General features: G+C 67.1%; 20 protein-coding genes, 1 tRNA gene and 1 pseudogene. 11 read left to right on the plus strand and 11 right to left on the minus strand.

Features of this window, described 5'->3' with window-relative positions:
• Positions 1 to 5: 5 nt before the first annotated feature.
• On the minus strand, positions 6 to 1,274 hold the full coding sequence (locus PHA84_RS16775) for an MFS transporter (RefSeq protein ID WP_270889283.1): 1,269 nt from the start codon (positions 1,272 to 1,274) through the stop codon (positions 6 to 8).
• A gap of 159 nt (positions 1,275 to 1,433) precedes the next feature.
• The gene (locus PHA84_RS16780) at positions 1,434 to 2,189 is read right to left on the minus strand and encodes a hypothetical protein (protein WP_270889284.1); all 756 of its coding nucleotides are present in this window, start codon (positions 2,187 to 2,189) and stop codon (positions 1,434 to 1,436) included.
• Positions 2,190 to 2,443: 254 nt separating this feature from the next.
• On the opposite strand from PHA84_RS16780, the gene PHA84_RS16785 reads away from it, so the two are divergent.
• The 10 genes from PHA84_RS16785 to PHA84_RS16830 all read left to right on the plus strand — a co-directional run bounded on the left by PHA84_RS16785 (position 2,444) and on the right by PHA84_RS16830 (position 12,720).
• Positions 2,444 to 2,519 (plus strand) — tRNA-Arg (locus tag PHA84_RS16785).
• 612 nt (positions 2,520 to 3,131) lie between these two features.
• On the plus strand, positions 3,132 to 4,028 hold the full coding sequence (locus PHA84_RS16790) for a carbohydrate ABC transporter permease (protein ID WP_270889285.1): 897 nt from the start codon (positions 3,132 to 3,134) through the stop codon (positions 4,026 to 4,028).
• A gap of 36 nt (positions 4,029 to 4,064) precedes the next feature.
• Positions 4,065 to 5,399 carry an ABC transporter substrate-binding protein gene (locus tag PHA84_RS16795; protein WP_270889286.1) on the plus strand — a complete coding sequence of 445 codons (1,335 nt, stop codon included), beginning with the start codon at positions 4,065 to 4,067 and terminating at the stop codon, positions 5,397 to 5,399.
• A 3-nt stretch (positions 5,400 to 5,402) separates the two neighbouring features.
• Complete coding sequence (locus PHA84_RS16800; RefSeq protein ID WP_270889287.1) at positions 5,403 to 6,317, plus strand: carbohydrate ABC transporter permease; 915 nt, start codon at positions 5,403 to 5,405, stop codon at positions 6,315 to 6,317.
• Positions 6,318 to 6,389: 72 nt separating this feature from the next.
• Positions 6,390 to 7,214, plus strand: a complete 825-nt coding sequence (locus PHA84_RS16805) for a BtpA/SgcQ family protein (protein WP_270889288.1) — start codon at positions 6,390 to 6,392, stop codon at positions 7,212 to 7,214.
• The gene (locus PHA84_RS16810) at positions 7,183 to 8,715 is read left to right on the plus strand and encodes an FGGY-family carbohydrate kinase (RefSeq protein ID WP_270889289.1); all 1,533 of its coding nucleotides are present in this window, start codon (positions 7,183 to 7,185) and stop codon (positions 8,713 to 8,715) included. Before PHA84_RS16805 ends, PHA84_RS16810 begins: the two co-directional genes overlap by 32 nt.
• Positions 8,712 to 9,875 (plus strand): aminopeptidase, encoded by a 1,164-nt coding sequence (locus PHA84_RS16815; protein ID WP_270889290.1) that lies wholly within the window; start codon positions 8,712 to 8,714, stop codon positions 9,873 to 9,875. Before PHA84_RS16810 ends, PHA84_RS16815 begins: the two co-directional genes overlap by 4 nt.
• 1 nt (position 9,876) lies before the next feature.
• On the plus strand, positions 9,877 to 10,581 hold the full coding sequence (locus PHA84_RS16820) for an orotidine 5'-phosphate decarboxylase / HUMPS family protein (protein WP_270889291.1): 705 nt from the start codon (positions 9,877 to 9,879) through the stop codon (positions 10,579 to 10,581).
• Complete coding sequence (locus PHA84_RS16825; RefSeq protein WP_270889292.1) at positions 10,581 to 11,642, plus strand: zinc-dependent alcohol dehydrogenase; 1,062 nt, start codon at positions 10,581 to 10,583, stop codon at positions 11,640 to 11,642. The genes PHA84_RS16820 and PHA84_RS16825 overlap by 1 nt, the downstream gene beginning before the upstream one ends.
• Before the next feature lie 97 nt (positions 11,643 to 11,739).
• The gene (locus PHA84_RS16830; protein ID WP_270889293.1) at positions 11,740 to 12,720 is read left to right on the plus strand and encodes an acetylxylan esterase; all 981 of its coding nucleotides are present in this window, start codon (positions 11,740 to 11,742) and stop codon (positions 12,718 to 12,720) included.
• Positions 12,721 to 12,888: 168 nt separating this feature from the next.
• Here PHA84_RS16830 and PHA84_RS16835 read toward each other — a convergent pair whose 3' ends face one another.
• The 8 genes and pseudogenes from PHA84_RS16835 to PHA84_RS16870 form a co-directional block, all read right to left on the minus strand.
• Positions 12,889 to 13,695, minus strand: coding sequence for an SDR family oxidoreductase (locus PHA84_RS16835; protein ID WP_270889294.1), 807 nt, complete (start codon positions 13,693 to 13,695; stop codon positions 12,889 to 12,891).
• The gene (locus PHA84_RS16840; RefSeq protein ID WP_270889295.1) at positions 13,692 to 15,119 is read right to left on the minus strand and encodes an ABC transporter substrate-binding protein; all 1,428 of its coding nucleotides are present in this window, start codon (positions 15,117 to 15,119) and stop codon (positions 13,692 to 13,694) included. The genes PHA84_RS16835 and PHA84_RS16840 overlap by 4 nt, the downstream gene beginning before the upstream one ends.
• 53 nt (positions 15,120 to 15,172) lie before the next feature.
• Positions 15,173 to 15,994, minus strand: coding sequence for a carbohydrate ABC transporter permease (locus PHA84_RS16845; protein WP_270889296.1), 822 nt, complete (start codon positions 15,992 to 15,994; stop codon positions 15,173 to 15,175).
• Positions 15,995 to 15,998: 4 nt separating this feature from the next.
• Entirely contained in the window at positions 15,999 to 16,736 is a 738-nt protein-coding gene (locus PHA84_RS16850) for a carbohydrate ABC transporter permease (RefSeq protein ID WP_270889297.1), read from the minus strand.
• A gap of 238 nt (positions 16,737 to 16,974) precedes the next feature.
• Complete coding sequence (locus PHA84_RS16855) at positions 16,975 to 18,216, minus strand: ABC transporter substrate-binding protein (RefSeq protein WP_270889298.1); 1,242 nt, start codon at positions 18,214 to 18,216, stop codon at positions 16,975 to 16,977.
• A 186-nt stretch (positions 18,217 to 18,402) separates the two neighbouring features.
• Entirely contained in the window at positions 18,403 to 19,179 is a 777-nt protein-coding gene (locus tag PHA84_RS16860) for a DeoR/GlpR family DNA-binding transcription regulator (RefSeq protein WP_270889299.1), read from the minus strand.
• A 334-nt stretch (positions 19,180 to 19,513) separates the two neighbouring features.
• A pseudogene (locus tag PHA84_RS16865) lies at positions 19,514 to 19,765 on the minus strand (transposase); the annotation flags it as partial.
• A gap of 238 nt (positions 19,766 to 20,003) precedes the next feature.
• Complete coding sequence (locus PHA84_RS16870) at positions 20,004 to 20,303, minus strand: hypothetical protein (RefSeq protein ID WP_270889300.1); 300 nt, start codon at positions 20,301 to 20,303, stop codon at positions 20,004 to 20,006.
• A 236-nt stretch (positions 20,304 to 20,539) separates the two neighbouring features.
• Here PHA84_RS16870 and PHA84_RS16875 point away from each other — a divergent pair, with 236 nt between their 5' ends.
• Positions 20,540 to 20,869 (plus strand): hypothetical protein, encoded by a 330-nt coding sequence (locus tag PHA84_RS16875; protein ID WP_270889301.1) that lies wholly within the window; start codon positions 20,540 to 20,542, stop codon positions 20,867 to 20,869.
• Between the two features lie 71 nt (positions 20,870 to 20,940).
• On the opposite strand, the gene PHA84_RS16880 is transcribed toward PHA84_RS16875, so the two are convergent.
• Complete coding sequence (locus tag PHA84_RS16880; protein ID WP_270889302.1) at positions 20,941 to 21,717, minus strand: glucose 1-dehydrogenase; 777 nt, start codon at positions 21,715 to 21,717, stop codon at positions 20,941 to 20,943.
• Positions 21,718 to 22,005 lie beyond the last annotated feature (288 nt).

Genomic DNA, 22,005 nt, shown 5'->3' on the forward strand with positions numbered 1-22,005 from the left:
GAAGGCTAACCAACCCGCCTGTCGGGACGTAGGGTCAGCGCCGTCACGCCGATGACGAAGGCCACCCCGGCGGCGCCCAGGGCCAGCGCCGAGTAGCTCACCTGGCCGACGACCACGCCGGCCAGCGCGCCGCCACCACCGGCGGCCAGGCCCATGGCGAGGTCGGAGGCGCCCTGGGCGCCGGCGCGTTCCCCGATCGGTATGGCGGCCGCCAGCAGCGTGGAGCCGCTGACCAGGGTGCACGACCAGCCCACGCCGAGCAGGAAGAGGGCGACGGTCAGACCCGCGGACCATCCGGTCGGCGCCTGGGCGGCGAGCAGGGTGGCTCCCAGGAGGATGGCGGATCCCAGGACGGCCACTGGACGGCCACCGAAACGGTCCACGGCCATACCGGTGAGCGGAGACAGCGCGAACATGCCCACGATGTGGATGCTGATGACCAGGCCGATGACGCGCAGCGCGGCGCCGCCGTGGTGCAGGTGCAGGGGCGTCATGACCATGACGCTGACCATCACGGTGTGCCCGAGCGCCAGGGTGACCAGTCCGAGCACCGCGGCGGGACGGGCGGCGATCGCCCGCATCCCCTGCACGACCGAGCCCTGGTGCGGTGCGCCGGCGTCGTGCGTGGCGAGGGCGCGGCGGCGGGCGAGCAGGAGAGGGTCGGGGCGCAGCCGGGCCGCGAGCAGGCCCACAGCGAGCACGAAGCCGACGAGCGAGAAGAGGAACGGGCCGGTCAGGGCCGGGATGCCGATGGCCTCGCCGGCGCGGCCGGCGGGCCCGACGAGGTTGGGGCCGAGAACGGAGCCGATGGTGGTCGCCCACACCACGATGCTCAGGTCGCGGCCGCGGTGCTGCGGCTCGGCGAGGTCGGCCGCGGCATACCTCGCCTGGCTGTTGGACGCGGTGGCGCCACCGAAGAACGCGCTGCCCAGCAGCAGTAGGGGAAAGCTGCGAGCCACTCCCGAGGCGATGATGGCCACGGCGCCCAGCACGCCGAGGGCATAACCAAGAACTAGTCCGGGGCGCCGGCCCTGGCGCCCCATGACGCGCGCCATGGGGATGGCGATGAGGGCGCCGCCGAGGACCTGGAATGTGCCGCCGAGACCGGCGAACTCCGCCGAGCCGGTGATGTCCTCGGCCAGGAGCGAGCCAACCGCGATGCCGCTGGCCATCCCGATGCCGCCGAGCATCTGGGAGCCCACGAGGGTGCCGACCGTACGCCGCTGGACCTGATGGTCGGGGAGGGCGGGAAGGTCCGGTTCCGCGGTCAGCACGCCCTCAGTATGGGTGTGGGCTGTACAGGGCGTGTACGGCGTCTGGGTGGCTGGAGCTGCCCGGCGTCGGGTCCTGGGTTGGGGCCGGGTCCTGTGTCGGGCCCAGTCCTGGGTCGGGGACGGGCACTGGCCGGGGGTCGGCTCCGCTCAGCGGTCAGCTCAGCTGAGGTCCTTGAGCATGTACGCGGTGTTGATGCACCCGGCGCCCTTGCCTATCCGCGTCAGTCCGGCGCGGTCGCCGGAGGCCAGGCCCTTGGGAGCGACGCTGGTCAGGACGGGGTTCATCTGCTCCGCGGTGTTGTAGACGTGCTCGAGGCCGATGGCATGGCCCAGCTCGTGGCTGAGCAGGTTGGTGCGGCGCAGGCCGGTGCCGAAGCCACCGCGGGTCTGGCTTAGCATCTGCGGGCTGTCGAGCACCACGAACCCGCGGGTCGCGGCGGCCGTGTAGGTGGTCCTGCCGCTGACCGTGCGGGAGACCCAGCCGCCGAAGAGGCCGCCCTGGCCCAGGGTCGAGCCGTAGAGGTTGTAGGTGGTCTTCGACGGGCTGGAGTAGGCGATGACGAGCTCGGCGGTCTGGCGGGGCATCGAGCCGACCTGCGGGACCTCGGTGGTGGTCCCCTTGTAGGAGAACGTGAAGCCCGTGTAGGCGGCCAGCTGGCCGACGACCGTCTTGGTCTCGGAAAGGACGGTCGGGCGCAGGGTGCTCGGGACGCCGGCGAGGTTCACCTTCCACGTGATGGCCGTCTGGCAGCCGTTCCAGCGCAGCGGCACCTTCGACCCGTTCGGCAGCGTGAGGTACGTCAGCCGGTACGTCGCCGTGGCAGCTTCCGCAGTCTGCGGGACGACGGCGACCGCCGCGACGGTGACGACGAAGGTCGCGGTGGCTGCGGCGATCGCGGACAGGAGCTTGCGCACGGGTTCTCTTCCTCTGGGGCTCGAGCGGCTGGGGGCTGCATCGCTCTTCAATGAGGTTAAGAGGGGCGGAGGCCGGTCTACAACGATTCCACCACCTTATGGACGTTCGGGTGAGGATGGTTGTGGACGTTCGACGGTGCGTGCGTCTGGGGTGCGGGTTCGGGGTGGGGCCGGTCCTTCGGCTACCCTTCGTGGCGCATGACTTCTGTCGTCCACGGGCTCGCATCGGCCCGTCGGCAAGACGGTCAGCCCCCGCCCTCGTAGCTCAGGGGATAGAGCACCGCTCTCCTAAAGCGGGTGTCGGCAGTTCGAATCTGCCCGAGGGCACCACCACGTTTCGGCAAGCCACAGTCCACTTTTTGGCCCGTCGACCTTGGTCGCCGAGGGGTCCCGGGGGATCCGTGGCACACATTTGTGGCACAAGGGCGCCGAGTCGTAGCTCCCCTCTGCCAAGTGCCCTAAAGCTCGTGTCGTCAGTTCGAAGCCCGAAGCCATGCAAGAGCATCGCCACGATTTCGCGGGTCAGAGGCTCTTTGGACGACGGCGAATCTTCGCCGCGAGGAATCGCAGCTCTCGGCGTGGCACAGCTGTGGCACTACGGCGTCCAAGCGATTGCCTTCCTGCACGCCCAGCCCCTCGCGCAGGCATCGCCAAACCGATTGCCGCCAACTCTGCCGCGCTCCACCCGGGTCGCGTGGCACCCTCGAGACGCCAGGCGCCGGCGCACGTGATCCCCGGCGTTCGGTCGCGCTAGAAGCGTTCTGGCGGCCCTTCCTACGCCTGGCTGGTGCCACCGTCGCCCACGGGGAGGGCGGAGGTATGCGACGTCCCGGTGAGCGAGCCGATGTCAATCCCCGCGGTGGCCATCGACAGCTCACGTGTCCGGTGATCAACTGACCATTTTCTCTTGATCGATTGGTCAGCATGTGATTTCCTTGCTTCATGGCCACCCCTGTTGCGACCAGCCCCAGCACCGCTGTCGGCCCGCGAGACTCCGCTGTCGCAGCAGCCTCCGGTCGGCGTCCGGGAGTGGCGCGGAACCGGCTCCTGGCGCTGATCGCCTGGTGCATAGTCGTGGGCGCCCTTAGCCCTTTCGCATGGCTCATCTCGACAGCGTTCAAGTCCAGGCTGGACGCGTTCTCGCCTACGCCGGTGTTCTTGACCCGGCCCACGCTGGAGAACTTCCGCTCGGTGCTGTCGCAGGGCGAGTTCGCTCTGACCTACGCCAACTCACTCATCGTGGTTCTCGCCACAACGGCGTTCACCCTCCTGTTCGGGATCAGCGCGGGATATGCGCTGGCCCGTTCCGATCGCGCCAGCTCGAGGTGGATGGGTCGGTGGATCATCGTGGTACGGATGACGCCGCCGATGGCGTTCGCCCTGCCGATGTTCCTGATGTTCCAGCGGCTACACCTGCTCGACACATACCCGGCGCTGGTGCTCGTGTACCTGACCATCACGCTGCCCTTCTGCACGTGGCTCATGGCGGGCTACTTCATGGGAATCCCTCCGGAACTTGAGGAAGCCGCGCGCATCGATGGCTGCAGCCGGGTCAGCGCGCTGTGGCGGGTGATTCTTCCCTCCGCCCGGCCGGGCATCGCCACAGCGGCGATCTTCTCGTTCATCTCGTCGTGGAACGAGTTCTTCTACCCGCTGGTCGTCGCCGGACGGACGACCAAACCAGCCTCGGTCGCCATCCAGGGCTTCATCAGCTCGGCCGGCGTCGACTGGGGCGGGCTGTCCGCGGCCGCCCTGCTCGTTCTGGCTCCGGTGTTCGTCTTCTCCCTCTTCACCCAGCGCGGGCTCGTCTCAGGCCTGACCGCTGGCGCCGTCAAGTAGCTCAACACCAGCCCTTACCCCAAGTCAGGAGTGTTCATGAGATTTCGATCAATGCGTCGCACGGGTGCCGTCATGGTGCTTGTCGCGGCCGTCGCGGCCCAGACCGGCTGCTCCGGTCTGTCCGGTGGCGGTTCCGGTGGCGCCTCAGGATCGGCCGGGGCCACCACGCTCAACCTCCTCATGGTGGAACAAGACTCCACGAAGGAGCTACGCACCACCTTGATTCCCCAGTTCGAGAAGTCCTCTGGTATCAAGGTCAACGTCGAGCTGGTACCCGAGTCCGGGTACGACGCCAAGCTGGCCACTGCAGTAGACGCCACCAACGGTCAGTACGACGTCATCATGACGGGCGCCAAGCACTGGAACACGCTGGTGCCGCGCAAGGCCATCGTGCCTCTGGACGATCTAGCAAAGAGCAGCGGCAACGATCAGGGATACCTTGACGGCTTTCCCCATACCCTGCTCGACAACATCAAGGTGGACGGCAAGACCTACGCCATGCCCTACCAGGTGGGCGCCGAGCTGCTGTTCTACAACAAGGACCTCTTCACCAAGGCAGGCCTGGATCCGCAGACCCCCCCGACCACACTTGCCGAGGTCGTTGCTGCAGCACAGACGATCAAGGCGAAGACCGGAAAGGCTGGCTTCGTCGGCCGTGGATCACGCGAAGCCAACGAGAACTCGTTCCTGTGGCTGATGATGTGGTTCCTCAACGGTGGCCGTTGGCCCGACGGCGCCGACCCGGCATCCTTCTCCGTACTGACCCAGCCGCCCGCACTGACCGCCACCAAGAACTACCTCGACCTGCTCGGCAAGTACGGCCCCAAGGGCGTGTCCAACTACGGCTTCGCCGAGGCCCAGCTCGCCATGCAGCAGGGCGAGGCCGGCATGTGGCTCGACGCCGCGCAGCTCGGTCCGGCGTTGGAGGACCCAGCCAAGTCCAAGATCGCCGGTGAGGTCGGCTATGCCGCCCTGAAGGGCCAAGGCGGCCAGGACTACATCGTGGGCGCGGTGTGGGGCTTCTCGGTCGCTGCCGCGACCAAGCACCAGCAGCAGGCATGGAAGCTGGTCCAGTTCCTCACCGGAGCCAAGACTGGAGTGGCGCAGGTGGTGTCCGGCACAAACGGCTCATCCGGGCGCTCGGACGTCCTCGCCGATCCTGCCGCCCAGAAGGCGCTCAATCCCGGCTTCGTCAGCGCCCTGACCGAGGCCATTGCGCACACCAATCCTCGCTACACACCCCTGATCCCGCAAGGACAGCAGATCCGCGGAGCCCTCGCACTCGAGCTCTCGAACAGCCTGTCCAAGGGCCGCACCCCGGAGGCAACAATGAAGGCAGCACAAGCCCAGGTGCAGGGCCTGCTCAAGTAAGCCATGACCACAATCATCACCACCCAACGCCGCCCGACGCGCAGCAGACTGCGCGTCGGGGGCGACGGGCCCGGCGTCTATTCGGCGCTGCTCGCCCCAACCTTCCTGCTTCTGCTGATGATCACCGGCGTGCCACTCGCGGTGTCCCTGTGGACCAGCCTGCAGCAGTGGAACCGCGGTTCCGCCCTCGCCCCACGGTTCATCGGGCTCGGCAACTTCACCGAGCTGGCCCAGGACCCCGCCTTCTGGAAGGCACTGGGCCTCACCGCCTACCAGGTCGGTGCGACGGTCATCCTCCAGCTCGTGCTGGGCCTGGCCATCGCCCTCCTGCTCTCAAGGTCCTTCCGGGGTGTCGGCCTGCTGCGGTCGCTCTACCTTTTGCCGATGATGAGCACCCCGGTAGTCGTAGGGCTGATCTGGAAGATGCTGCTGAACACCGACAACGGGATGGTCAACTACCTCCTGGGTCACGTAGGTCTTGGTCCCGTCAACTGGCTCGGGAGCACCACCTGGGCGATGCCGTCCGTGGTGCTGACCGACCTGTGGCTGTCCACGCCCTTCGTTGTCGTCATCCTCGTCGCCGCCCTGCAGTCAGTGCCTCAGGAGGTGATGGAAGCCGCGGAGGTCGACGGCGCCTCATCGTGGCAACGACTGGTGCACATCGTGGTTCCGATCATCAAGCCCATGATCTTGCTGGCAGCGCTGTTCCGCACGATGGACGCCATCAAGAGGTTCGACACGATCTACGTGATGACCGGCGGGGGGCCGGGCAACGCCACCGAGACGCTTGACCTGCATGCGTTCTTCTATGCGTTCACCTACCTCGACGTCGGCAAGGGTGCAGCCGTCGCCGTGGTGATGCTCGCCCTGGTCATGGTGATCTCCAGCGTGCTGCTGCGAACGATGCGCCCCCGCTAGCCCATCTCTACCCACCCCTTCGATCGCAGTGCGAGCACCGCGACACCCCAACGAACCAAAGGCTCCCGACACATGAACTGGCTCAAGGAACTCTTCGACGTCGACACCCCCGTCATTGGCATGTGCCACCTCCCGGCGCTGCCGGGCGACCCGCACTACGACACCAGCATGGGTGTCACGGGGATCGTGGACTACGCCCGGCGCGAGATCGGGGCACTCCAAGATGGTGGGATCGACGGCATCCTCATCTCCAACGAGTTCAGCCTCCCCTACCTCACTCAGACCGAACCCATCACGGCCGCCGTCATGGCACGGGTAATCGGCGAGTTGCGCTCACAGATCGCGGTGCCGTTCGGGGTGAACGTCCTGTGGGACGGCATCGCCTCGATCGACCTGGCCGTCGCGACCGGTGCGTCCTTTGTGCGGGAGATCTTCACCGGCGCCTACGCCAGCGACTTCGGCATCTGGAACACCAATGTCGGGGCAGCCGCCCGGCACCGGGCCAGGGTCGGGGCCGCGGACGTCAAGCTGCTGTTCAACATCGTCCCGGAGGCGGCCAGCTACCTGGCCGACCGCGACCTCGCCTCGATCGCCCGGTCGACCGTTTTCAACACCCGTCCGGACGCACTCTGCGTGTCGGGGCTGACCGCAGGAGCCACCACGGACATCGAACATCTGCGCACCGTCAAGGCTGCGGCAGGAGATACTCCTGTCATCGTGAACACAGGGGTGAACCGTGACAACGTGGCCGAGTTGTTGAGCGTGGCCGACGCCGCGATCGTGGGCACACATCTCAAGCGGGACGGCGTGTTCGAGAACGCCGCCGACCCCGCCCGGGTAGCCGAGCTCATGCATGCTCTGCGAGGTGCGCGCCAGCCCTCGCAAGCCCATGCCTGAGCAACGGGCGGTCACCGTAGGCGTCGACATCGGCACCTACGAGACCAAGGCCACGGCAGTCGACGCCATCGGCGCAGTGGTGGCCACCGCCAAGTGCCCACACCAGCTGAGCCTCCCGGCGCCTGGGTTCGCCGAGCACGACGCCGAGACCGTCTGGTGGGGCGGCCTGGTCACCGCGGTTCGGAGTTTGCTCGACACGCCTTCCATGGCTGCCACGAGCGTGCAGGCATTGTGCTGCAGCGGAATCGGCCCCGCTGTGGTCCCGACGACTGCCGCTGGCCGGGCGCTGCGGCCGGCCATCCTCTACGGAATCGACACCAGGGCTGGCGACCAGGCAGACCAGATCGAGCAGCGCCTTGGCGCGGCGACGATCACTGCTCGCAGCGGCAACCAGCTGAGCTCGCAGTCCGCAGGTCCCAAGATCGCCTGGCTGGCACAACACGAGCCGGACGTCGTCGCCGCGACAGCCGTGATTCACACGTGTCAGTCCTTCTTGGTCCACCGCCTCACCGGCCAGGTAGTGATGGACCACGCCACAGCCAGCTACTTCCACCCGTTGTACTCGTTGCGCGAACACAGGTGGGACACCGAGGGCTGCGAGTGGTTCGTCCGACCCGAGCAGCTACCCAGCCTCGCCTGGTCCGACCAGGTCGCCGGGCGCCTGTTGCCCGAGCCTGCGGCGCAGATCGGCCTGCCGGTTGGCACGCCCGTGCTCGTAGGCTCGGCAGATGCTCCCTGTGAGGCGCTGGCCTGTGACGTAGAACAACCCCACTCGGCGATGGTCATGTACGGCTCGTCAGGATTCATGATCGCCCCCACCGCGGATGCGATGCCTGGTGCTGGTCTCTACTGCGCACCCGGCCTGACCGATGGCAGCTGGTTGGTGGCCGCAGGCACCTCCACCGCGGGCACCGCCACCCGTTGGCTCACCCAACTGCTCCGTCTGGGCGGTGAGCCCGGCGGCTCCGAGTTCGTCGAGCTGGTCGCACTCGCGTCGTTGGCTCCCAAGGGCAGCCTGGGGCTCCTGGTGCTGCCGCACTTCTCCGGGGAACGCACCCCGTTCGACGACCCAGCTGCCCGCGGGGTCATCGAGGGGCTGAGCCTGGCCCACGGCCGAGCAGAGCTGGCCCGAGCGGTGCTCGAAGGGATCGCCCACTCCATGGTGCTGGCCCTGGCTTCGATGCTGGCGCACGCGGACACCGGCGGCCAGCACCGCCGTCTCTCGGCGATCGGGGGCGGCACCGCCAACCTCGTCTGGCTGCAGGCGGTCAGCGACATCGCCGGCCTGCCGCAGCAGGTCTTCAAGAGCCCCGGCGCAAGCTACGGCGGGGCACTTCTCGCCGGACGGGCGATCGGGCTCCTCGAGCGCAACGTTGTACCCGAATGCCGCCAACCCACCCTGACCATCGACCCGGACGAGGCCGCGCACGCCGCATACGTCCACGACCACGAACGATTCAGCCAGGTGTACACCGCTCTGCGACAGGTGAGAACCGCATGACCCGCCCACGAGCCACCGATCAACCGACCTCGGCTCCCGACCTCATGCAGGGTCACTGGGGCAGCCTCGCGGCCTCCATCGCCACCGGTACATCCATCGGCGCCGGAGACAAGGTGGCCGTCGCGCTCACCGGCATCGAGGCCTACGATGCCGTCCACGCCCTGGTCGAGGAATGCCATCGTCGGGGAGCCACCCCCCAAGTGGTGCTGGCCGCGGAGGACTTCGAACGCTCCGCGCTTGCCCTGCTCGACATCGCCGCACTGCGGCGGCCGGCGCCGCTGGAGCTGGCCGCCATCGAATGGGCCGACGTCTACATCGCCCTTCGAGCCATGACCGTCCCCCGGCAGCGCGAGACAGGAAGCGCCCCCAGCCCGAACCGCCAGGTGGCACAACGGCTCGGCAAGGGTGAGGTCTCCACCGCTCGCTGGCGCAGCACCCGTTGGTGTGTCGTCCGCCTACCCACCGCAGCGTGGGCGACGCGGGCAGGCGCCGACCCGGCCCGGATCGAGGCCGAGTTCCTGGCCGGGTGTACCCAGGACTGGCCCGCCTGGCGACGACGCTGGGGCATTCTCGCCGATGCATTGGACGGCAGCTCCACCGTGACGATCCTCGACGAAGACACCGACCTCAGCCTTGGCGTACGGGGGCGGACGTGGGTTCCCTTCGCCGGAGAGGCCAACCTGCCCGACGGTGAGGTTGCCACCGCGCCGCTTGAGAGCGAAACCAACGGGCACATCAGCTTTCCTGGGCGGTTCTGGTTCGCCGACACGGAGATTGCTGACCTGACACTGGTGTTCGAGAACGGACGCTGCACAAAGGCGGACGCATCCCGCGGCGGCGCCTTCGTCGAGCAGCTGGTCGCGGCAGATGAAGGGGCGGCCCTGGTCGGCGAGCTGGGGATCGGCCTCAACCCCTTCATGACCACCCTCACCGGAGACCTGTTCATCGACGAGAAGATCCTGGGCACCGCCCACATCGCCATGGGCCGGGCATACCCCCAATGTGGCGGCCTCAACGAGTCCAGCATCCACTGGGACATCGTCAAGGACCTCAGGACACCCCGGGCGTCACTCTTGGTCGACGACGTGGCCCTCATCGACAGCGGCCGGGTCGTCGGTCCCCTGGCCGCAGCAACCGAACCGCTGACGAAAGGCTCATAACGTGAAGCATCCCAAGGTCCAGGTGGCTCTGGATGTCATCGAACTCGACGATGCCGTGCGACTGGCCGAAGTGGCCCTCGACGCAGGGGCCGACTGGCTAGAGATCGGTAAGCCGTTCGTCGAGTTCAACGGGATCCGCGGCTGCGATAAGCTAACTCGCGCGTTCCCGGACCAGTACTGGCTGCTCGACCTCATGGTCATGGCCTCCCCAGCCAAGTACCTCGACGCGGCCGCCGGACTTGGCATCTCCAACGTCACCGTGACTGGGCTGGCGCCGATGGTGACCGTCGCTACCGCTGTCGAGCACGCCCGCACCGTGGGGGTGGCCGTCACCATCGACCTGTTCAACGTCGCCAACCTGCGCACGTCCTGCGGGAAGTATGCCGCGCTGGAACCGGACTACCTGATGGTCCACTTCGGGGTTGACCAGAAGCGCGCCGCGCCAGCGGGGTCCCCGGTCGAAGACCTGTCGGCGGTCGTCGCAGCCGCCTCGTGCCCCGTCAGCTACGCGACCTACGACCTCGAGGAGAGCCTCGCGGCCGTCGCCGCCGGGGCGTCGGTCATCGTTCAGGGAGAGCCGCTGCTCTCGCGCAAGGACGCCCCCACCGCACTGCGTCAGTTCATTACGACGACCCACGACGCTGGTGCCCGCCGCGCTGGGCATACCCCGGCACCCCTATCGACCACGAAGGAGATCGTGCTGTGATGCGCGCCGCTGTTGTCATCGCAGAACCCGGGGGTAAGCACCTGGAAGTCCGCCAGGTTCCCAAGCCCCAGCCCGGCCCCGGTCAGGTCCTGGTCCAGGTGGCGTTCGCCGGAGTCTGCGGGTCCGACACCCACGGCTTCCTCGACACCGAGGGCACGTCGCGCGCTGACGGGCTCATCATGAGCCATGAGATCAGCGGCACCATTGCGGAGCACGGGCCGGGCGTGAGCGACCCCCCCGTCGGCACCCGAGTCACAGTGGACCCGCAGGTCGTGTGTGGCCAGTGCCCCGCCTGCCGCAAGGGCTGGATCTCGATCTGCGACCACAAGCAGGTGCTTGGCTCCTCCCTGCGCGGCTTCGTCCAGGGTGGCATGGCCGAGTACGTCGTGACCCACCAAGCCACCGTGCACCCCGTTCCCCCGTCGGTGACCGACGAGCAGGCCGCCCTCATCGAGCCCCTGGCAAACGCTCTGCACACGGTACGGAGAGCCGAGGTCCAACCCGGCGACAACGTCGTCGTCCTAGGCGCCGGACCCCTCGGCCTCTGCATGGTCCAGTGCTTGCGCAACACCGCCGCGAGGGTCATCGCTGTCACCGATCCCTCGGAGACGCGCCGCAACCTCGCGTTGCTCTGCGGAGCCGACATCGCGTGGGACCCCAGGACAACGGATGTCGAGGCATCGGTACTGGAGCTCACCTCGGGTCGTGGCGCCGACGTGGTCATCGAGTCCGTGGGCATCGAGGCTACCTACCGTCAAGCGATCACGGTCGTACGCAAGCGCGGACGGGTGATGTTCTTCGGCGCAGTGCAACCAGAGGTTTCACTGCCACTGCTACCCATCCTGCACAAGGAGCTCTCCTTGATCGGATGCACGGGGGCGAATGACGAGACGGGTCCAGCCATCGAGCTCGTGGCTGCCGGCAAGGTCGACCTGTCCGCCATGACCGGGACGGTCGCCGGACTCAACGATGCCGAGTCCGCCATCCGAGCCCAGCTCGAACCGGGCTACAGTTCCGTCAAGCTGCTCATCGACCCTCGCCGCCAGCACATGGCCAGCTGAGCCGAAGGAATGGCTTGTAGAACAATCCCGGCATGAACTCATCCTGACGGGTTCGCAGCTCGGCCGGGAACGGGACTGCCCACGACGAGGAGACACCGTGCCGCTGTTCGATCTGCCCCTCAGCGAGCTGGAGCGCTACCTCCCCACGCGGAGTGGCCCGGCGGACTTCGATGCCTTCTGGGGCAGGACGCTGGCCGAGGCACGGAGCGCGGACCGTGCCGTCGACTCGGTGGCGTACGCCGCCAATCTCCCCTTTGTCCGGGTGCTTGACGCGTCGTTCGCCGGCTTCGGTGGACAACGCGTCCACGCCTGGTGGGTTCGCCCTGCCGGGGACGCGCCAAGTGGCGGTTGGCCCATGGTCGTGGAGTTCCTGGGTTACGGCGACGGCCGAGGCACGCCGCTGGACTGGTTGGCGTGGCCGGCCGCCGGTGTCGCCGTCCTCGTCATGGACACTCGGGGGCAGGGCGCCCGCGCGCGTCGTGCCGGAAGTACGGGAGACGCGGCAGGGTCATTGTCACCCCAGGTGGAGGGCTTCCTTACCAAGGGCGTCTTGAGCCCCCACGACTACTACTACCGGCGGGTTTTCACGGACGCTGTTCTCGCCGTCGATGTCGCACGATGTCTTCCGGGGACCGACCCCGCCCGCGTAGCCGTCCAGGGCACCAGCCAGGGCGGGGCGATCGCCCTCGCCGCGTCGGCCCTTGCCGACGGAGTGGCGGCGGCCATGGTGAACGTCCCCTTCTTGTGTCACGTCAAGCGGGCAATCGAGATCACGGACACCCGGCCGTACGCCGAACTGCTGGAGTTCGCGCGCACCCGGAAGGGCGACATCGAAACGGCCTTCCAGACACTTGCCTACTTCGACGGGATGGAGATGGCGGCGCGCGCCACGGTTCCGGCACTGTTCTCGGTGGCCCTGATGGACGACGTCTGTCCGCCCTCGACGGTCTACGCCGCCTACAACCACTATGCCGGGCCAAAGGAGATCGACGTCTTCACTTACAACAAGCATGAAGGCGGCGGGGAGCACCATGACCTGCGGCAGATCGGCTGGCTTCAGGAACGCTTCGGCATCTGATGGCGCCCACCCTCTCGCGCTTCCCGGCAATGGGCTGGGGAACGGCCGGTCGGTGGGCATCATTGACGGGCTGGCCTACGCGCGCCTGCCGAGCCCGTTGACGATGCTGACCGCACCTGTCCCGGAGGTGGTTCATCATGCCGCAGCTGAGTTCACGGTGCCGCAGCGTCAGTGGTCGAGCGCTCCGGCGTCCACCGCCAGCACCGCCCCGGTGACATACCGGGCTGCGGCCGACAGCAGCCAGGTGCTCGCCGCCGCGACATCGTCCGGCTCCACCCAAGGGATGGGGAGGTGGTGGCTGTCGAGGGCTGCGGCGGCCGCCTCGTCGCGACTGACCGAGCCCCCACGTCCAGCCACGATCTGCCACACGGCAGCACGCTGAAACATCGGGGTGTCCACGTTGGTGGGCGCCACGGCGTTGACCCGGATTCCGTAAGGCCCCAGCTCTCGGGCCGCCGTACGCACCAGCCCTAGCTGCGCGTGCTTGCTCATGACGTAATGGCCTACGGAGGGCAGGCCGCGCGCGGCGGCCACGGAGCCAGTCACGACGACCGCTCCTGTCGTGCGCGTGCCGACCCAGTGGTCCGCCGCTGCGCTCAGCAGGTTCCAGGTCCCGTAGACGTTGGTCTCCACCGTGAACCGCATGTCATGCTCATCCACCTGCCAGAAGGGTCCGTAGCCACGGCACACGCCGGCCGTCGCAAGGACGCCATCCAGCCGGCCCCACTGCTCGACCACGTCGGCCACGATCCTGGACACGGCCTGTGCGTCCCGCACATCTGTCGCGGCTCGCGAGTATCGACCACCCAGACGCGCTACTTCGTTGGCCGCGCTGTCCAGCGAGCTCAGGTCGAGCATGGCGACGACCGCTCCTTGCTGGGCCAGGGCGAGGGCTTGGGCACGTCCGACGCCACCCGCGGCGCCGGAGACGAGGAAGACCTTGTCCCGAAGGTCCGGATAGGTCGGCGTGGTCACGGCGCACCGACCACGTGCGCGGTGCGGAGGTCCAGGCCGGTGGTGCCCGAAGGCCGAAAGCCCTGGAGCGTTCTGCTCCATGCCGTCGGCTGCGGGCGATGCCCGAGCACCGCCATGGAACACTGCGTCGCAGCGGCGCGCTGCAGTTGGCCCAGGAGCTCGCGTCTCAGGTGCGGCTCTGGCGTGCGGACCAGCCGCCGCACCAGCGCGTGGTTGCCGTCCACCTCATACTTGGGCTGGTGGGCGTAGTGGCGCGCCCATCGGCCCGTCAGGTACCAGCGTAGGAAGAACTCCCCGTCGCGCCCGAAGATGCTTGGATCGCCCGAGGCCATCAGCACCTGGAATCGTCCGGCGGGAATCTCCTTCTCGAAGAGGTCCGCGGTGTGGGCCGTTATAGCGCGAGCCGAGATCCCCACGGCTGCCAGCTGCTCGACGACCAGCTCGGCTTGACGGACGACCCAGTCGGCACTGGACACCAGGAGCTCGATCTCGACGCCGGACGCACCTGCCTGCCTCAACAGAGCGCGGGCCGCATGCAGATCGTGGGCGGGCTCCTCGGCGCAGGCGACATAGTCAGGATGCCAACGGGGCAGGAGCGCGCCGGACGGTTCGAAGCGTCCACGGTGCACGGTGTGGGCGAGTTGCTCTCGGTCCATGGCCAAGGCCACCGCGCGACGGACACGCACGTCGCCGAACAGCTCGTCGGCACAGTTGAAGAGCAACCACGTGGTGTTCATCCCCCTGACCCATGCCGAGGCCAGGTCCGGACGCCCCTCGAGCAGGGCCAGCCCGTCCTGTGGGGCCTCCTCGATCACGTGGACGTCGCCCTCGAGCAGGCGGCTCATTCGCTCCATCGGCTCAGGGGTGGCGAGCAGGTCCAACGGCGAGCGATGGTCGCCATCGTCCTCGAGCAGGGCGTAACCTGGCGCCGGTTCGAGGGTGGCGCCGCAGGGGTCGTGGGAGACCACACGGTAAGGGCCGGTGCCGTGAGGCAGATTATCCTCGGACCAGACTGCCGAGTGCGGCTGCACTCGGACGAGGCTCAGGCGCTCGTCGAGCAGGGGCAGTGCGGAGTCGGTGCGCAGCTCCACCTGGCCTTCTGTGAGGATGATCGCCTCCTGGACACCATCCAGGCCGGCCGACATGAACCCGCCCGATCCAGGGCCGTCGATCAACGAGCGGATGCTAGTCGCGACGTCGTCGGCCGTCACCCTGCTGCCGTCGTGAAACCGCGCCCGATCATCGATGTCGAGGACATATCGCCCTTGTGCGGTCTGGTGCGCTCGGCCCCTCAGCACTCCGGGCGCGAGTGCCATGGAGGCGAGGTCACGACGCAGGAGGGGGTCATGGACGTGGCCGAGAACGGCCACCCCGCCGGCTGTCGCGGCATGCTGCGGGTCGAGGCTGCCGATGACGAACCCCAAGCTTCCTCTGACGGGACGCCTGCGTGCGGTGGTCGTCCCCTGGCGAGTCGTCGTCACTTGACGCTTCCGGCCGTGAGGCCGCCGACGAGGTGCTTCTCGACGAGCAGGAACAGCACGACGACAGGCACGATCGCTACCAGCGAGGTCGCGAAGAGGTGTTGCCACTCGACCTCGTCCTTGCCGATGAACTGGGTGAGGCCGACCTGCAACGGCTTCTTGGCCTCGGTGGTGATCAGGGTCAGTGCAACGATGAACTCGTTCCAGGCGGCGATGAACGCGTATACGGCCACGGTCACCAGCCCCGGGCGGATGACAGGCAGGACCACGAGTAGCAGGGCGCGCTGGCGTGAGCAGCCGTCGATCCAGGCGGCCTCCTCCAAGGAGGCCGGGATCGTCAGGATGAAGCCGCGCAGAAGCCAGATCGCGAATGCCAGGTTGAACGCGGTGTTGATGACGACCAGGCTGCCGAGGTTGTCCAGGGCGCGGAAGGAGGCGAACTCCCGGTAGAGACCGACGATCAGCGCCACGGGGGCAAGCATCTGGACCACGAGCATGGCGAAGAGATAGAGCCGGCGGCCGGGAAAGGCGAACCGGGCACTGGCATAGGCGGCCGGCACCGCGATGAGGAGCACCAGCAGCGTCGACGACGAGGCGACCACCAGGGAGTTCAGCATGTAGCGGGCGACCGGCGCCGCCTGCCACATGGTGACGTAGTTGTCGAACCGCCAGTCCTGCGGCAGGAGCCGACCCGGCGTGAGCGACAGCTCGCTCGCCGGCTTCAAGGACGTGAAGAGCATCACCAGGTATGGGCTGAGCAGCACGACGGCGACAGCCGTGCCGCCGATCGTCGCCCTGCCCGTTGTCCGAGCCGCCATCAGGTCACTCCATTCTCGAACGTCGGACGTACAACGCGACCCCGACACCGATGACGATCACATTGAGGACCGACATCGCGGCGCCTGCACCCACGTCCCTCTCGGTGAGGAATGCCACCTTGTACATGAAGGTCGTCGAGGTGTCGCTCAGGTACCCCGGATTGCTCTTGTTGAGGACGTAGACGATGGGAAACGAGTTGAAGATCCAGATGGAGTTCAGCAGCACCGTGACGGTCAACGGACCCCGCAGAAGAGGCAGAACGATGTGCCGGTACGACTGCCACCGACCGGCGCCGTCGATGGCGGCCGCCTCCAGGACGTCGTCCGAGATGGTGCGCAGGCCGGATAGCAGCGCGAAACACGTGAAGGGCAGCGACACGAACGCCACCACGCCGATCATGACCCACCGGATCGTTCTGTCGCTGCCCAGCCAGTCCACCGGGGCAGCGATGACGTGGAGCCTCATCAGCAGAGGGTTCAGGACCCCGTAGTAGTAGTTGAGAATCCAACGGAAGCCGATCGCACTCATGACGACGGAGGTGGCCCACGGCACGATGAGCGCAATGCGCAGGAACCGGTTGCCCCAGAACTCCTTGGACATCAGCTGCGCCAGAGGCAGGGACACCAGCGTCGTGAGGACCACCCCCAGGACCACCCACACGACGGTGTTGACGATGACCCTGGGAAAGGCGGGGTTCTCGATGATGGTTCGGTAGTTGTCCCATCCGGCGGATCCTTTCACCGCACCAGTGAGCGAGAACGACTGGAACGATGAACGGACTGTCTCGATCAGGGGGTACACGACGACCACCAAGATCAGGACGACACTGGGCCCTAGCCAGCCAGCCAGGCCCAGCCACCCCACATCCTGCGGAGACCGCCTCTGACGGCGCCCCGTGCTGGCTCCACCCCCCTGTCGCCCGCCACTGTGGGTGACGGGCGACGAGGATGGGGCGGGCCCGTTGGCCGCTGTCACAGGATCAAGAACTGGTTGCTACGGCTTGGATGTCGTCGAGGACCTTCTGCGGATCCTGACCTTGCACTGCCAGCCCCAGGGAGTTCTTCATGGCCCCGAGGACCTTGTCCCAGTTCTCCTCCCCCACAGGTGCGAACTTCGCCGACTTGAGCGCTTCAATGTACGGCCCGAACTTGGGCTTCTGTGCGAGTGCCGCCTGAGCCCCGCTCGTGACGGGCAGAAGACCTTCCGTCTCGATGAACTTGGTGTAGTTCTTGTCGCTGAAGGCGAGGTCAAGGAACTGCTTGACCGCATCCTGGTTGCCCGGCTTCTTGAAGGCCATGATGTAGTCGGCCACGCCCAGGCTGGTGGGGGTGACACCGGGCGCCGCCGGGAACGGCGCCACCTTGTAGGGAGTTCCCGACTTCTCGAGCCGATCCGCGAGACCGCCCTGTCCGATGGTCATGGCGGCGGTCCCGGCCTCGAACAGCTGCCACGACCCCTCGACGCGACCGGTCTTGCCGGGGTTGACCTCGGTGGCCTTCTTCTCAGTGAGGCCCTTGAGGAACTCGAGCGCCTTGACGTTCTGCTGCGAGTTGATGGCCCACTTCCCATCAGCCATGTATGAACCTCCCATGTTGAACATGAAGGTCGAGAAGTCGATGTGCGGGGCCTCGGGGCTGAGCGACAGCGCGAAACCCACCTTGCCAGGCAGCTTGGAGACCGCCAGGGCGTCCGACTGGAGCTCGTCGAGCGAGGCCGGGGGGTTCGTGAGGCCCGCCTGCTTGAAGATGGCGGGGTTGTAGAACAGGGCAGAGTCACTGCCCACCAGGGGGATTCCGAACTCCTTGCCCTTGTAGGAGCCCGACGTACGCAGGTTCTCCGGCAGGTTGTCCCGCAATGCCTGGGTCTCGATGTCTGGGGCCGGCCAGAGCAGGTCGTCAGCGGCATACTGTGAGAACGAGTCGAGGTTGAGGACGTCGGGCAGCTGGTTGGTCTGCACCATCGTGCTCACCTGCTGGTGGATGTCGTTCCACCCGATGACCTGCAGTTCGACTTTGACGCCCGTCTTGGCCGTGAAGTCCTTCGCCACCTGCTGCCAGTAGGGGCTGGTGGAGCTGCTGTACTCCGCAGCGACTACTTTGATCGATTTGGTGGGCGAGCCCCGGTCCTCGGTCGAGGCGGAGGGGGATCCTCCGCATGCGGTGAGGGCGAGGACGGCGGCGGTCGCGGCCACCGGCAACGACATCTTGAGTGTGCGCATCATGGGGTGCCATCCGTGGTAGGTGAGCGCTGACGCTTCGTGAGGGTTCGCCAGAGCAGACGAACGATCACTTTATATATCCAGAATGTTCATTCGGTCAATGGCCATCGCGAAGGACATCGCCCCGTCATGGAACATCTGGGCTGTTCCGGGGGAACCGGTGCCGCGCGCCCGCGCTGCGTTCACCAGTCAGGGCTTGACCTGCATGATTTCCAACCCAGCGCGGCGAAGCTCCTCCACCTGGTCGCGGGGGGCTTGCATGTCCGTGATCAGCAGGTCTAGCTGATGGAGGTCGGCGACCTGGGCGAAGTTGACCTCGCCGAGCTTGGTGTGGTCGGCGAGGACCACGGTCTTGCGTGCCGACTCGACGAGGTGTCGCTTGATCTCGACGTCGTCCAAATTGAAATCGGTGACCCCGGCTCGAGGATCGACCCCCGCGACGCCGAGGAAGGCGATATCCACGCGCATCTTCCGAAAGTGGGCGAGCGCGCTCTCACCAGTCATCGACAGCTCGTCCTCCCGGACGACGCCGCCGGAGACGATCAGCCGGAACGGCCGCATCAGCGTCTTGCTGTTCGCCACCGCCCAGGCGGTGCGCAGGTTGGCTGTGACGATGGTGAGGTTCGCGGCATGACCCAGGTGGTCGATCATGTGCAGCACCGTCGAGCCCACGTCCAGGGCAATGGCGTCCCCGCTGTTCACCATCTTCGCCGCTGCTTTGGCGATCGCTTCCTTCCCAGCGGACTGCTGCTGCTCGCGCACGCGGAACGGCCGCTCGGACGACCGACCACTGACGGGCACGGCACCACCGTGGACGCGCCGGAGGAACCCATCGGCCTCGAGCTCCAAGAGGTCCCGTCGAGCGGTGATCTCCGAGACGCCGAGGCGCTGCGCGAGCTCGACCACCTCAACTCTGCCCGCCTCGTTGACAATGCTTAGGAGCGCCTCGTGCCGCTCGCTCTTCATTTACCCTCCCGGATGCGCACCCTGTCAGTGTGCCGCACAGCGATGTCAAGTACGACGGGACATCAACATGCGATGGACTTGGGTTTGGGCGCAAGCCCGACTTGCTTCGAACCACGAGGACCGCAGCAGGCGGCGCACAAGGAGCGACAAAGGCATTGGCGGCTCAGCGCGGATAACCACGAAATCCCCCCGCCAGCTCATGCGAGATTTCCAAACTGGGCGCACCGGACTTAAGGGAATGCAATGGTTCGTGGTGGCTTGATGAAGTCCCGCGAGGCGGTGCAACTCGTTCCGCGTGATGCTCTGTGGTTTTGTGACCTATGCCGCGCGGATCGGAGGCTTCGGAGAGGTAGCGGCGCTCGGCGACCTGCCATTGTCGCGGGACTCGATCAGCACGCAGCTCGCCGGGCGCAGCAGCGCGGCGGGGTTAGGGAAGATGCCCACAACGTCGGTTCGGCGCTTGACCTCTTTGCTCAACCGCTCCAACGGGGTGGTCCTCCACACCTTGCGCCAGTTCGCCTCGGGGAAGTCCGCGAAGGCGGCGATCTCCTCCTTCGCGCAGCATCGTTGCCACTGCTGGCAGTTGGGACTTACAGCATGAGCGGATCGGCCGCTCTTGGTGGCCCGCTCGATGCCCGCACCCGTCAGCCCCCAACGTGATGTCGGCACCACCCGGCGACAGCCGCCGCTGAGTCACGACGACGTCCAGAAGCGCAGCGAACTGAGAACGGGTCGACCTCGATGACCTTCCCCGTCCCTGAGTCGGGGTGCGGCAGGGGCACCAGTTCAGGCTGGTGACACCTGCAGACGACGTGTTCGTAGGCCTAGCGGAACAGCGCTCGCAGCGTGGTTCGGACGCGAGCCGCCGTCCGCACGGATCGGGACACCGCCAGGTCCACGAGGAATCGCTCGACCAAGGGGGTGGCCGACGAGATCGGCCAGTTGCCGAACGCCAGCGACATGTGGACCCGCAACGCGCTCTCATCCGACTCCCACGCCCGAACCGAGAGCTGTCCCTTGCGTGACGCGCGGAACTCCTCGGCCCTCTCCCGCACAGTGATCGAACCGGCAGCCGGGGCGACGAACTCCCGGAGTGCAGCAGCCGCTTCTGCTCGGTCTCCCACCGCACCGCATCGCCACGACGATCGAAGGTCCGATCGGCCACGTCCCGACTGCGGTACTTCACCTGTACGCGCCACTTGCCGTTTGGGCGGTTCATGACCACGCCGGTTCCTTCTGCGACTCCGACCACGCCAGCAGGTCCTTGGGCGTCGAGAAGCAGCGATTGCCCATCCTGGCCGCCGCGACCTCATACCGATGTACGACTGCGTTGGGTGGAGTCACGCCTACGGTGTGCGCCATGTCCCCAGCGCAACTTGAGGTCCAGGGCACGACCGTGAAGATCCTGGGGCGCGTCCTGCCCGGGCCGCGCATCTTCAACTGGCGGTTCGTGGAATGCACGATCGTGGGTCCAGCGGCGCTCTACCCACGAAACGACACGATGTTCCTCGACAGCCCGATTCCGCCCTCCGCGCTCATAGAAATCCCCGACAGCCCCTTCGAAGGCTTGATCGCCCTGGACAACTGCACGTTCGTCCGGTGTGTCTTTCAGGACGTCTCCATAGCCGCGACCGGCGACTACATCGACCGGTTTGAGCTCCACACCGCGCCGGCACGCGCAGGGCGTTAGGCCCCTGGTCCTTGGCTGCGTGGAGCACACAGGCGCGCATGGTCGTCTCAGTCCGGTGATCGTGGGCGTGCTCAGAGCACGCTGGTGATGCCGCCGTCGACAAAGATGGTCTGGCCGTTGACGAAGTCGGAGGCCCTGCTGGACAGCCAGACGAGCGGGCCGACGAGGTCCTCCACGTCACCCCAGCGGCCGGCGGGGGTGCGCTTCTGGACCCACGAGGTGAACTCCGGGTCCGCGACCAGCGCTGAGGTGAGCTCGGTGTCGAAGTATCCCGGCGCCAAGCCGTTCACCTGAACGCCCGCCGGCCCGAGCTCGGCGCACAGACCCTTGACGAACATGCTCAGCGCGCCCTTGGTTGCGCAGTAGGGGGCGATCCCCGGCCTGGCGAGCAGGGACTGGACCGAGCAGATCATGACGATCTTGCCTCGGCCCCTGCGCACCATGCCGGGGGCGACCTCCCTGGAGACCAAGAAGGCGCTGGTGAGGTTGACGTCGACGATGCGGTGCCAGTCCGCGTCGGTGAACTCGGTGATGGGAGCCCGGTGCTGCATGCCCGTGTTGTTGACCAGGATGTCGATCGGCCCGGCCAGCGCCTCGGCCCTGGCCACTCCCTGGCGCACCGCACCGGCGTCCGTGACGTCGAACGGCACGGCATGCACCCGGTCGCCGGCGGCCGTGTCCGCGGCGAGCTGTTCGCGCGTGGTTTCCAGCATCTCTGCGTCGCGGGCGTTGAGCACCACGGCGGCGCCCGCGCGGAGCAGGCCACGGGCCAGCGCCTTGCCGATGCCCTTGCTGGAGCCGGTGACCAGGGCGGTGCGCCCGGTCAGGTTGAAAAGCTCGTCACGCATGGTTGTAAGTCTGCCTGGTCGCCGTCGTGGTGGAAGGACTGCAGAGGCCAACGATCAGCGCACGGACTCCTGGCGGCGGACAGCGCGCCGCAGGCGACTGCATGGGTGACACGGCCGAGTTTGGTACCCGGGTCTGGTGGAGCCCTTCCCCCTGGCCGGGATATGCGCGATGCTGGAGAGTCCGACATAGGTGGATGTTCATGATGATGCCGCAGGACTTTCCCTCGAGTTCACCCCCCACAGGCTCGACCGAGCATGTCGTGGTTCTGGCATGGCCCGTGGACCGCC

Origin of the sequence: Pedococcus sp. 5OH_020 (assembly GCF_027812955.1) — a bacterium.
In the GTDB taxonomy this organism is placed as follows: domain Bacteria; phylum Actinomycetota; class Actinomycetes; order Actinomycetales; family Dermatophilaceae; genus Pedococcus.

Bases quoted from the DNA above. Each gene is read 5' to 3' on its own strand.
- PHA84_RS16815 (WP_270889290.1), top strand. From the start codon at position 8,712: ATGACCCGCCCACGAGCCACCGATCAACCGACCTCGGCTCCCGACCTC.
- PHA84_RS16880 (WP_270889302.1), bottom strand. From the start codon at position 21,717: ATGCGTGACGAGCTTTTCAACCTGACCGGGCGCACCGCCCTGGTCACC.
- PHA84_RS16825 (WP_270889292.1), top strand. From the start codon at position 10,581: ATGCGCGCCGCTGTTGTCATCGCAGAACCCGGGGGTAAGCACCTGGAA.
- PHA84_RS16790 (WP_270889285.1), top strand. From the start codon at position 3,132: ATGGCCACCCCTGTTGCGACCAGCCCCAGCACCGCTGTCGGCCCGCGA.
- PHA84_RS16855 (WP_270889298.1), bottom strand. From the start codon at position 18,216: ATGATGCGCACACTCAAGATGTCGTTGCCGGTGGCCGCGACCGCCGCC.
- PHA84_RS16800 (WP_270889287.1), top strand. From the start codon at position 5,403: ATGACCACAATCATCACCACCCAACGCCGCCCGACGCGCAGCAGACTG.
- PHA84_RS16795 (WP_270889286.1), top strand. From the start codon at position 4,065: ATGAGATTTCGATCAATGCGTCGCACGGGTGCCGTCATGGTGCTTGTC.
- PHA84_RS16875 (WP_270889301.1), top strand. From the start codon at position 20,540: ATGTCCCCAGCGCAACTTGAGGTCCAGGGCACGACCGTGAAGATCCTG.
- PHA84_RS16845 (WP_270889296.1), bottom strand. From the start codon at position 15,994: ATGGCGGCTCGGACAACGGGCAGGGCGACGATCGGCGGCACGGCTGTC.
- PHA84_RS16805 (WP_270889288.1), top strand. From the start codon at position 6,390: ATGAACTGGCTCAAGGAACTCTTCGACGTCGACACCCCCGTCATTGGC.
- PHA84_RS16860 (WP_270889299.1), bottom strand. From the start codon at position 19,179: ATGAAGAGCGAGCGGCACGAGGCGCTCCTAAGCATTGTCAACGAGGCG.